Here is a 12,381-nt window from a genome sequence, read left to right as displayed (position 1 = left end):
AAAGCGGGCTGCCCATTCTCAGGACAGCCCGCTTTTACATGCATGGCATTATTATTGGTCTGACAACGGCACCAGTTTAGCCTTCAAATCAGGATCCTTCATATTCTTATCGAGAGGGAACATCGGACGTTTGATACGCTTGTAAGGCAAGCGTTCCAGGTCCTGATCGACACCGCCGGGCGTAAGCGACAAAATCCAGTCGGCGCGCATATTGTACAGCTCCGGTTCGAGATAGCCGATTTTCACGACCACGATATCCGATTTGCGCGGGTTCAAGCCGAGTCGGGTGAAATCAGCTTCTTTGTGGTACGGTTTCCGTTTTTTGGTGACGATCACACGCACGCTGCCTACCTTCACAACTACCTCGGTTTCCGCATTGACGTCGCCGTGATAAATAGCCTCCACAGTACCGACAAGGTGGATCGGAGGCGCGAAACGCGCATCCACCTTTGCACCGGCATGCGCATCGATTTTACCTCCCACGCCCGCTTTAACGGCTGCCTCAACCAGTTCCGGGCCTGGAATAGAGGCGTAAATCAATGACGGACCGTTTTCACTCCGGAATTCTGGGCGTTTGAGGATTTCCGTGATCGTCCACGTAACATCGCCTGCACCGCCGGCGGTAGGGTTATCCCCCGAATCGCTGATGAAGAACGGGTGCTTATCGCTGGCGAGCGCCTTGTTCAATGCGCCTTTCAGGTCGTCGGTAGGTGCTACGAATGCAAATTCTCTGCGCACATCCCAGAAACTTTTTGCCAGCATTTCGGCACTTTCGGTCACTTTGGCTTTATCATCGCCGGTAACCATCACCACGGCGTGGTTACGCGGTTCGTCGGCCCATGCATAGCCTACCCACATGGCCGCATCGACAACACCGGGCTGTACCGAAGCAGGGGCCACCTTGGCGTACAGCGACTTCCCAGGCTCAATGCGGGTACTCGTTTTTTCGCCGGGAAGCAGGATCGGCACCGGAATCCAGGCCTTGTATGCAGGCTTGCCTTTGCCGCTTTCGAGACGTGAGAGCAGGTTCGCGACGGCCCGCCGCTTGGACTCCATCGCATCTTCATGCGGGGCCATCCGGTAGCAGGTAATGAGGTCGGTATGCTGGGCCAGGCGCCATGATACGTTGCCGTGCAAGTCCATACAAGTCGAAATAAGTACTTTCTTGCCAATCACTTCGCGGATGCGCGTGATGAGATCGCCTTCTGGATCATCCAGGCCTTCGACGCTCATCGCGCCGTGAATATCGAAATACAGTCCGTCGTACGGGCCGTTTTTCTTCAAAAGTTCAAGCGTTTGCTTCACCAGCGACTCATAGGCTGCTCTTGTCACCATTCCACCGGGCAGCGATTTCCCAACCAGCGCTGGCAGCCATTCGGCACGTTTCCGCAAGCTGGAATCCGGGGCCATGAACGGGTAAGAGGTAAAAATCTGCTCACCATATTTGGCTTTGAATGCAGGTTCTTCGGTACGCGCCGGCGAAAACGTGCTCGACTCGATGCCGAGCCCCGCGATGGCGATTCGGGGCAACGCCTTGGATTTTTTTTCTCCATCGGCAAGGCACAAAGTCTGCACACCCGCGAGGAGGAAAAAAAAGATCAGGGAAAATGTAATTTTCATATATTTTGTTTTAACAAATGGGCTTGGGGCCTCTATTTTGTTTAAACATAATGAAAATTGGCGGAATGGAGCTAGTATTTACTTTCGAGCCGGTTTTGCTACGCCATATCCAGTCTTCCCATGGAACCACTCTGCCCCTTGCCCCACCAGCCATAGGTAATAGTCGGAAGGCAGGTCGGGCTCGATGCCCACGAACTTGCCATCCGCATTCAATGGCGTATCGCCTTCTTTCCGCGTTTTGAAAATGGCGGTGCCTTCATCTACTTCATCGAACATCGCGACGTAGAGCGCCTCGGCGCCCGACATTTTTGCACCGGCGATTTGCTGCCACAGGAATTCGCCCTTGTTGCGGGGAATCTGGTTATACAATGAATGATCGTTTTTGAGGTTCCCCCAACTGAATCCGGGGAAAACCAGCGGTGCGTAGTCGATTTTGTTCGTTTTGCACCAGGTAATGTCGGCGGGAAGGTTCGGGCCGGCGACATTCAGGTAGGTAGAGGCATTGTAACGCCCAACCGCCCAAGGCATAATAATGTCGGCTTGTTTGATCACCGTGTGCAATAGCGGCGAGTTTTCGGTATCGCGGCCGAGTTCGCGCCAGTAATACGGTACGCCGAGCAGGATGGAAGCCTTCCTGGTTGGCCCTTTCAACTTATCCATCAGCTTCTGAATGTCGGCAATGGTGTATTTGCGGCCGTCGTTGAAACCTACGCCCCATATGGCCAGGAGCGGGCGGCCGTTATGCCGCAGATAAGTAGGGTTTTCCTGCCCGTCGAAGAGTTTAAACAGCTGTTGGAGCTCTTCCCAGTCCTTCACGATGAAATCCATATCCGCCGAGGTGGAGCCACTGAGGTCGTACATGATGCTGATAGCCCGCCCGTATTTTTTAGAGGCTTTCAGCGCATTGGCCAGTACTTTATTGAAATGCCGCTTACCGCTTTCACCCTTCACTTCGGAGACGAATCGCTGCATGTATACGCCATCGATTCCGTGCTCTTTCATCCATTTGAAATGCAGGTCCACGCTTTCTTCATCGTAGGGGCTGTAAACCCTGGCCGTTTCACCTCCGGCATATTTGAATGTAGTGTTATAGGTTTTGGAATATTCCGTTACATCGGGCCAGAAGTCAATTGAAGCGAAGCCCGGCTCGAACTTTCCGGCTTTCTGGTAATGGTGCCAGCCGCGGCCCGCGCCATCGCCCTCAGCCGTGAACCAGCCCTGGTAGCCTGCCATTACCAGGCCTTTGTAACTCTTAAACAGGGAATGCGACTCGTCGTATTTTACTTCCTCAACGGGCTTGGGATCATCGGTTTTGGGATTTTCGTCGCTGCCTTTGCAGCCGAATGAAATCATAGAAAGGCAGAATAGGAGTTGGAATAATTTCATGAAATTGGATTTGAAATGAAAAAGCGCCCGGATTGGAACTCCCCGGGCGCCACTAATTTTACAATGCAATTCTAACCGCTTTGGCATAGTTAAACTTCGACTCCGGCGCATCGATAATGCCGCCCGCGCGGAAGAAATACTGATTGCCATTCTTCAAGACGTTGCTGTTCGAAGGCAGGTCGATCTCCAATTGATAAACCTTGTTAGGGTCTATTGCACCGTTGATTTCCTGCTCGGCCAACGCCACGCGCATAGGCTCGCCCACAGACGGTTCCGGGTGCGCGTACAGGCCGATTTTCCTCACATTGTTCATCACGGTTTGCTGCAATTTGAACTTGGCGACGATTTTGGTTCCCACTTTTTCAATACTGGCTTCCTTCACACGAATGTAAGGTTGAACCTTGAAATCCAGCTTCGTTTCGCCTTTGACGGTCACGTCCTGTGCCGCCATCGGTACGAAATTCCCGCGCACGGGGGTGATCGTGTATGTATTTGCGAAGATCAGGTTATTGCGGTAGCTGCCGTCGTTTTTGATGATCATCGTCTGTTTGGTATTCGAAGCATAACCGTGCTCGATGTACTCGATGGTACTGCCGCGGATAATGTCCTGCTCCACAGGCTCATTGGTTTCGGCGTCCAGAAAAGTACCATACAGCTGCGAATCAGGGGCAGGGTAGTTGTCGACACTGCACGCCGCTGCACCGAAAAGCAGCAGCAGGGCGGAAATATGAATGGTCAGTTTTTTCATGATTTTTAATATTGCGGGTTTTGAACCAGGCCATTCGCCCCGATGCCCGGGATCGAGCGGTAGTACTGGCGGTAATCGAATGTGGACGGGTTGCTGCGCGGCACATTGATGCGCACGAAAATGTACTTCGCAGGTGTCACGCGCAGGTCGAGGATCGGGAGCAATGCATGGCGCATCGTGTTGTTGAACACCGTGTGGTATTCGCGACGGCGGATCAGGTCCCAGAAACGCTTGTGCTCAAATGCGAGCTCGACCCTTCTTTCACGGATCACATTGTTGATCGTCAGCTGGATCTCGGTCTTATGTCCGGCCCTGCGGCGAATGTCGTTAAGTGCTTTTGCCCCCTTCACTTTGTCGCCTGTACCGCTTTCGGCGATTGCTTCGGCATAGTTCAGCAGGATTTCGGCGTACCGGAAATCGGCGAAGTCGGTCACGCATTGGTTCCAGCCCGGCGCGATGTTCAACCCTTCATTCAAAAACTTCTTGAAACTCACACCGGTGCGGGTGTTATTACCGCCCCAGGTGTCGAAGCCCGAGTATTTTGTCCGGTCGGACGCACCATACGTGTAGTAAGTCGTGCCGCCGTGGGTGAACGGATCGCCGCCCATGATCTGCGCCGAACCGTCGGGTTTGATGAAACCGGCCTGGATCACGATCTTCTGGCCTTTCCAACTGGTGCCGGGCAGTATCATCGTTGCCCACATGCGCGCGTCCTTCCCTTTGAAGATATCGTTCTCGGTATCAAATCTTTTGTATTGCTTAGCTGCATTGAAGCCGGTATAATCGGTCAGGTCGTTGGCGACTGCGGATGTAGCAAGCGGTGCGCTTTCGCCGGGTTTGTCGTAGCTTTCGTATACGTCCATCAGTTCCAGCGTCGGGTTCATACGGCCCGGGTGCGGCCAGCCGTTGGCAGTTTGGTTGGGCTGGTACCAGATGCCGTAGTTGTGGCCCGTGCCGGAGCCCGGCCTCGCATACCCCTTGATGAAAATTACTTCTTCCGGTGCATTGTTCGGGTCTTCGAAAAGCAGCCGGTAGTTGTTGGCAGCCTCTTCGGGTGTAGCAGGTGCGGGTTTGTACAAATTGAATTTGCCCGAATTGATAATCGCCTCCGACGCGTCGATGGCCGCTTTGTAAAACTCTGCCGCGGCTGCTTTTTCCAGCCCGACGAGCTTCTGATCCACTGCCGTTCCCGAGATCGGGGCGCGATCAGCGTACTTGGCCAGTGAGGCTGCGTGCAATGCCGCACGGGATTTGAGTGCATATGCTACCCATTTGGTGGCGCGGCGCTCGCCACCCGGCCATGAATCACCCAGGTTACCAACGGCTGTATCGCATTCCTTCAATACAAAATCCCAGGTTTCCTTCTCGGTGCTGCGGGGCACTTTCAGGGCTTCCACATCGCCTTCGTACTTCTGCACCGAGGTGATCAGCGGCACGCCGCCGTAGCGTTTGGCCAATGCGAAATAAGCATATGCGCGGATGAATGCACTTTCGCCGATCAGCGCTTTGCGTTCGTCGTCGGTAACGTCCAGGGTAGGGATAATGTCGATGAGGATATTCACGTCCCGAATCAGCCTGTAGCCCTGGTCCCACCATTGGAAATCGCCGTCTCCGATAAAATCACCGAATTCGGTATGCACAGCCTCGTCGGTAGACATTGCCGGAGCGAATCCGCCATTGTTGGGATCGCCGGTATTCCAGTTGAAACCCTGCCGGAAGAATGTAAAATCCTCGATCGGCAGCTGGTAATACAGGTTCGCCATGTACAGTTTCACGCCTTCGGGATTCGAGAACAGGTTCTCGCCCTGCAACTTATCGAGCGGCTGCTTGTCGAGCACGTCGCCGCAGCTCATCGCCACGAGTACCAACAACAGCGTTAGGGTCTTTTTTAAATAGTTCATTATCAATTAATATTAAAATTTGACATTGATCCCGAAGTTGTAGCTTCTCGTCACCGGGTAGGTGAGCCCGGCCCCGAACAACCCTTCCACTTTTTCAGGATCGAAAGGCTTCACGAACGAATCGGCCCAGGTGAAGATGTTGTGCGCATTACCATACACGCGCACATCGTTGATGCCGATCTTTTTCAGCCACGGCAGGTTGAAAGTGTAGCCCAGCTGCGCACTTTTGAAGCGCAGGTAGGAAGCGTCTTTCCGCCACGCGCCGCTTTCGGCGTACATAGCGCCCACGTTATAGTTGAAGCGCGAAGCAGGCCATTCGCCGGGGATCCATTGGCCGTCGGGCGACTGGTGCCATCTGTCATAAAAATATTCAGGCGTGTTGCCGCGGAATGCGAACACTTCGGCATATACCTCGCGGAAACGCACGCTGTATTTGCCTGAGCCCTGGAACAATGCCGTGAAATCGAAACCTTTCCACGACGCATTCAAAGTCACACCATAATACATCTTGGGATCGCCGCCGAAGAACAACGGAATAGCGTCGTTGCCGTCGATCACCCCGTTACCATCCACATCCTTGTATTTGAAATCGCCCGGCAGCTCGCGGGTATTGCCCAGGTCGCCGTTCTGGATAGGTGCGTAAATGACCTCGTCCTTACTCTGGAACTGGCCTTCGAGCTGGTAGGCCCATACGACGTCGTTCCACCGGTTGGTAGCGCCGCCGCGCCATTTGTCCATGCTGCTCAGGAACTCGCCGCGCTCCACGTAGCGGTTCTGCGTGCGTGCGAAGTTGAAGTTACCCGAAATGCCGTATTTGAAATCGCGGATCTGCCCATTGTAAGCCGCCGAGAATTCGATTCCCCGCACGCGGTCGCTGTTCAGGTTTTCTTCGGGCAATGTACCGCCAAATGTATTGGGGAGCGAAACGTTCCGGCGTGCGAGCAAGCCCTTGCGGTCGCGCTGGTAAATGTCGAAGGTGAGATCGATTTTGTTATCCCAAAGTCCTACGTCGATACCCACATCCTGGATATTGGACTTGAACCAGGTCAGCTTCTCGTTCACGATCGCGGGTGAGGCCGCACCGGTCGTGTAGTTGCCGTTGGTGAACTCATACCCGCCACCGCCAGTGAGCGAGAAACCGGGCACGTACTGGAACGGTGCACCCGCATCGGCACCCACCAGGCCATACGAACCTCTCAGTTTCAGGTTTGAAATGAATGGAATGCTTTTGATAAAGCTCTCCTCCGAAATGCGCCATCCGGCCGATACCACGGGGAACAAGCCCCAGCGGCGGTCGGGATGGTAGCGGTAGGAACCATCGTAGCGCGCAGCCACTTCGAGCAGGTACTTCTCTTTGAAATCATAATTCAAACGACCCACGTACGATTGACTCGCATATTCCGACTCCGAACCGCTGGTAGTCTGGTTGTTCAGCCCCGCCTGGTCGATCTGGTCGTTGGTAAAGAATGCATACTCACGGCCCAGCCCCGCCCAGCGGTTGTGCGATTGCTGCTGCTCGTACACCAATGTCGCGCCCAGGTTATGGTTTTTCGCGATCACGGTGTTGTAAAACAGCTGCCCCTGGAATGTAATGCGGTTATTGTCGGTGAAATTGTTGCCGATCCGGGAAGGGTTACGCTGCGCGTGAGCAGTGTATTTGTCGGTGGCAGCGTCGTAGGTGTACAGGTTGTAAGCCTTCGAAACCGATTTCGCGCGGTAGTTATTGCTGTCGTAAGCCACCAAGCCCTTAATACGGAGTCCCGGAACGAACGGAACGGTGTAGGTCAAGGCAAATGTCGACTGGAAGAACTTGTTCACTTCCTGCGAGTACCCGGTCAATCCCTTATCCGCCAATGCAACGGGGTTATAACCACCGCTCAGCAGCGCGGGATACTTGGGATTGTCGTTGGCATACGGGCGCTCTGTGGGCAACGCAATGCGGGTACCTTTGTAAATGTTAAAGAAGTTATCGCCCGGCTGGTCCCGCTTATCGAATAGCCCCGAGAGGATCAGGTCCGCTTTCAGGTTTTTGGTTAAATCAATTCCGATATTGGAGCGGAAAGTGTATTTCTGATAACCCATATCACCGCTTTTGAGCAAACCGTTCTCTTTCTGATAACCAAAACTGGTAAAGTAGCTCACCACACCCTCGCCGCCGGATGCCGAAATGAAATGCTGCTGCTGGCTCGCCGATTTGTTCAGGGTTTCCTTATACCAGTCGGTGCCCTGGTAACCCGGTGCGCCGCTGCGGAACTTCTCGATTTCTTCGGGAGAAAACACCGGGTTTTCACCCAGGTTCTTCGCCGCGTCGTTCCGCATTTCGGCCCATTGCAATGCGCTCGTCATTTTGGGCACGTCGGTAGGGCTTTGGCGGCCGTACACCATATTGTAACTGAACTGCGGCTTGCCCTGCTTGCCTTTTTTGGTGGTCACGATAACCACCCCATTTCCAGCACGGATACCGAAAATGGCCGCAGAAGCGTCTTTAAGCACCGAAATGCTCTCGATATCGTCCGGGTTGATCTTCTGGAATTCATATCCGCCGTCACGCGCCACGCCGTCGACCACATACAACGGCTCGCCAAAGCCGCGTATATTGATATTCGTGCTGAATGAACCCGGCTCGCCGGAGTTCTGGCGGATCTGCACGCCGGCTACCTTACCTTGCAGGCTTTGCGCCAAACTGGTGTGGGTGGTGGTTTTGATCTGCTCCGAAACGATGTTTGAAATTGCGCCGGTGAGGGTCTGCTTGCGTTGCGTGCCGTAACCCACCACCACTACTTCCTGTAATTCATCCGTACTGAGTTCGAGCTGCACATCAAAGCTCGTGCGGCTGCCGACCGCGATTTCCTGCCTTTTGTACCCCAAAAAACTCACGATGATCACCGACCCCGATTTGGGAACGGAGAGCGAAAATTTTCCATTGGCATCGGTGGTAGTACCTTTCGTGGTGCCTTGCAGCACAATGCTCGCGCCGGGAATGGCGCTGCTTTTCTCGTCTTTCACTTCGCCGCTGATAAGGGTTTCGTCTGCGGCGGATTGCGCCCTTACGCCCGTTTGCACGAGCAGCATTACGCATAGTGCGGCACATACATGCCGGAGTAACGTCCGGATGCGGCACCCGCACAAGGGTTTTGATAGAAGTTGTTTGTTCATACCGTAGGGTTAAGTTCCTGTTCGTTTAAATGCATGAAATCGGTCGGCCGAACCGTGGGGTCAAAGTAATCGGGGGCTAATTAAGAAATGGTTAACAAACCATTAATGGGGCGCTTAATTCGCTTGATTTTTACATTATCCCGGTAAAATATTGGGTGATTTTGGGGTTGGGCAATAAAAAAACGCCTCACAATGGCTGCGAGGCGTTGTACTACTTTGCTGCTTTTTAGGGCTTGGCTTCAATTTTGTGATGATGCCCGTCATCACAATGATTCCAACGGCCATGTTGCCACGGCCCGCCGTGCGATGCAGCCCGGAATGCAAAGATGTTCATCATGATGAACGCGAAAATGATCGCAATGGCAGCTACCCGTGCGGCAATGGTAAGGCCGCGGCGTTGGGAGAACGGTCCGTAGATGTAGCCGATGATGAAAACCATACAGGACACGAACAGGACGCGAGCAAAAATCAATAATCCGAAAAACATGGTTTCTAAAAGTTTAAGTGAAACAATGATGAAGTGTAATCGCTATTTAAGCAGCGCCTCGCTTTCGGTCTTACCCCAATGCGGCATGACGCTGAATGCAGTCGCAGGAAGTTTCTGAATGGCCTTCCCGGCGAGCTCTTTGGCCAGGTCCTTGTCGCCGCCCCAGAGTTTGGGGGTGTAGTATTTAGTCCAGGCTTCGAGGTAAATGGCGCGCGGATTAACGGCATCCAGTTTTTGTGCTTTCTTTAAAAATTGGTCGGAAAGTGGCCCGAACTGCCTGCCCATGGTCATTGGGCTGATGAAAACCTTGGTGCGGTAAATCATCGCCTGCACGACGTAAATTTCAGCCAACACCTTGCTATCGCCTTTGGCCAGCGATTCGCTTTTCTTGATCTGCGCTTCACCGCGCACACTGTAAGGTTCGATCTTCTCGCCGTCGTCTTGCAGGAGAAAGCCGGCTTTGGCATTACAAAAAGCGGCATAGTAATACGGAAGCCATTCGGTTTTCTGCGCGTTGCCCACTTGGACGAATGTTTTTTCAAGCGCCTGAAAATCGGCAACGGACCTGGCCTGATCGAGCTTCTTGACGGAAGCTTCTAACTGGGCGGAATAGTCTCCGTTTTGCGCAAATGTGAATGCGACGGAGCAAATGAGCAGGATGGTGGTGATGAGCGTTTTCATAGTTTTGAATGATTGAATGAGTGAATGAGTGAATGATTGAATGAGTGAATGAGTGAATGCGGTTTTGGGGAGGGAGAACTTTATTATGTTACTGATTTTGGTCGAGGAGGTCTTCGGTGCGGTCGATGCCCAGGCTCATGAACACGCCGATGAAATAGAAGCGTTTGGCAGGTAGGGTAATGGGGGTTTTGAAATTGCCGTTGTAAGCGTAGTTGTAGCCGAATACCTGTTTGGTGCCGAGGATGTTGTTAGCGCCGAATGCGAAGCCGGAATAGTCCTTGAATTTCGATTTTTTGAAAAAGGTCATCATTTTCGACACGTGCAGGTTCAGCACATTGTAGGGGCGGGCGGTGCCTGAGTCGTAGATGCGGGTACCGGCGTCGCCGCTTGCGCGAATGTCGTAGTACGGTCGCCCGGCGGCGTAGGAGTACGAGACATTGACATTCGTAGCAATGCCCTGGAAAAAGCGTTTGACCGCGATGGTGAAGGTATGCGGGCTCGTGAACGACGGCCGGATGCTTTCGGGGTAATCCAGGTAGTTGCGCTTGGTGTCGAGGTAGGTGTAGGTCACCCAGTAATCCAGGTTGCGGACGGTCTTTTTATCCCGCCAGAAGAGCTCCAACCCTTTCGCATAGCCATCGCCGCTCAGGGTGATGTCGGGAAATGTCCGCACCAGGTTCTTGTACTTTTTGTAGTAAACCTCCGTCCGGAAAAACCGGTTGTTAGCCTTTTTGGAGTAATTCAACACATAATGCTCCGAGCGGGAGAATCCGATGTGCCGGTTTTCGAAAAGATACCGGTTCTCCGGTTTTTGGTAGAAAACACCATACGCCAGGTTCAGCTGACTGCCCGTTGCCAGCCGATACCCCAGGCTCGCACGAGGCGCTACCACCGCTTTGCGAAGCAAGCTCGAATACTCGGCCCGGAGCCCCGGCCGGAAGGCTACGTGCTCGCCTAAATGAATATCGCCTTCCATAAAAACAGCCGACAGCTGGTCGCGGAGCGTCGCCGCGTTGCCGTTGTAATGCTGCACGTCGTGGAAATAGAATGTCTCGCCACCGAACCGGAATGCCTGGTTGCGCTCGAAGCTGCGTGTGAGTACGGCACGGCCCTGTGCGAAATGCGAGCGGAGGGTGATGTCGCTATTCTTGGTGGAAAATGGGGCATGAGGCAGGACTATGGGCTCGTCACCTCCGCTAAGCACCCGGTTATGGATGCGATTCTTATCGAAAGCGTAGGCCATGCCCGCGACGAGGCGCCAGTTGGTGCCGAGGTCGGTCCGGTAGCTGATGGTTCCGTAGGTGTTTGGGTTTTTCAGTCTGAAATCGGAGCGGAGCGACGCGCTGTCAGTGTCCGCGTTGCGCACGCCGATGTTGCTTTGCGCAAAGGCCACGTAACCTTTCAGCATGCCTGTTTTCCCGGTTTTGAACCGGATGTTCACATTGGCACTGGTATACTCCGGACCATGGTAGTAGTCGGGGTGCTGCGGTACTACCTGGTTGTACAACCTTTGGTTACTGTAAGCGATTCCGCCGCCGTAGCTGCTTCGTGCCGATTTCGACAAATGCTGGAAACCCGCTCCGAGATTGGATGGAAAGACGCTGAAATTCGCGGAGCTTTTTTCAGGCAGATCGATACTTTCCAGGATCAATGCGCTGCTCATAGCCTGTCCGTACAAAGCCGAGTAGCCACCGGTGTTGAACAATACGCCCTTGAAAAGGAACAGGTTAATGCGGGCGGGCTGCATAATACCCGGTACGGAGGCATAGTTAGGGTTTTTCATGAGGGTACCGTCGACGAACATGCGGGTTTCGTCACTCGTACCGCCGCGTACAAACAGCCCTTCGCGTTCGCCTACCTGCTGCGCTCCCGGGAGCGACCGCAATGCATTGGAAATGTCACCGCCATTGCCGGCCACGGTGTAAGCGTCGATGGGCGTGAGCGAAGCGCCTTTGGCCTTGTCGCTCGCTTCGAAGCTGCCTGCGCTCACCGTAACAGCTTCGAGGGTGTTGGCGGCATCGTCGAGGGTAATGGAGAGCGTAAGGGTGCTATCCGCAACGGTAAGGGTTTGCTGATGTGTTTTGAAACCGAGTGACGAAACAACGAGCGTCTGACTGCCTCGTCGCGTAGTCACGAAATCGAACTTGCCGAGCGAATCGGCCATCGTACCTGACGGGGAACCCTTTATGCGAACCTGTGCTCCGGGCACGGCTTCTCCCAGCGGGCCCGTTACCTCGCCATTGATGCGGGTCTGCGCCCCGGCGGCCAGCGCGAACAGCAGGCTGCCCGCTATCAGGATGAGTTTGGTTTTGAATGCATTGGAAATCATGGCTTTGTTTGTTTTTTGACCAAAGCTATGATGCGCACAAATGCATTTCAGAGAGAGTAGACCATACGGCTAA

8 protein-coding genes are annotated in these 12,381 nt (G+C 53.7%); all 8 read right to left on the bottom strand.

Annotation, left to right across the window (positions count from 1 at the left end; genetic code table 11):
- Positions 1–51 precede the first annotated feature (51 nt).
- A complete protein-coding gene (locus CLV60_RS28365; RefSeq protein WP_106598786.1) occupies positions 52–1,620 on the bottom strand; it encodes a M81 family metallopeptidase in 1,569 nt (522 codons plus the stop codon).
- 78 nt (positions 1,621–1,698) lie between these two features.
- The gene (locus CLV60_RS28360; RefSeq protein ID WP_106598785.1) at positions 1,699–3,006 is read right to left on the bottom strand and encodes a glycoside hydrolase family 99 protein; all 1,308 of its coding nucleotides are present in this window, start codon (positions 3,004–3,006) and stop codon (positions 1,699–1,701) included.
- 58 nt (positions 3,007–3,064) lie between these two features.
- A complete protein-coding gene (locus CLV60_RS28355; protein WP_106598784.1) occupies positions 3,065–3,754 on the bottom strand; it encodes a DUF3823 domain-containing protein in 690 nt (229 codons plus the stop codon).
- 5 nt (positions 3,755–3,759) lie between these two features.
- Positions 3,760–5,655, bottom strand: a complete 1,896-nt coding sequence (locus CLV60_RS28350; protein WP_106598783.1) for a RagB/SusD family nutrient uptake outer membrane protein — start codon at positions 5,653–5,655, stop codon at positions 3,760–3,762.
- 12 nt (positions 5,656–5,667) lie between these two features.
- On the bottom strand, positions 5,668–8,811 hold the full coding sequence (locus CLV60_RS28345; protein ID WP_106598782.1) for a SusC/RagA family TonB-linked outer membrane protein: 3,144 nt from the start codon (positions 8,809–8,811) through the stop codon (positions 5,668–5,670).
- A gap of 226 nt (positions 8,812–9,037) precedes the next feature.
- Entirely contained in the window at positions 9,038–9,298 is a 261-nt protein-coding gene (locus CLV60_RS28340; RefSeq protein WP_106598781.1) for a hypothetical protein, read from the bottom strand.
- Between the two features lie 42 nt (positions 9,299–9,340).
- A complete protein-coding gene (locus tag CLV60_RS28335) occupies positions 9,341–9,979 on the bottom strand; it encodes a hypothetical protein (protein WP_106598780.1) in 639 nt (212 codons plus the stop codon).
- Between the two features lie 88 nt (positions 9,980–10,067).
- The gene (locus CLV60_RS28330; protein WP_106598779.1) at positions 10,068–12,308 is read right to left on the bottom strand and encodes a TonB-dependent receptor; all 2,241 of its coding nucleotides are present in this window, start codon (positions 12,306–12,308) and stop codon (positions 10,068–10,070) included.
- Positions 12,309–12,381: the final 73 nt, after the last annotated feature.

Source organism: Dyadobacter jiangsuensis (assembly GCF_003014695.1).
Classification (GTDB): domain Bacteria; phylum Bacteroidota; class Bacteroidia; order Cytophagales; family Spirosomataceae; genus Dyadobacter; species Dyadobacter jiangsuensis.
This window is presented reverse-complemented; position numbering and strand designations above follow the sequence as displayed.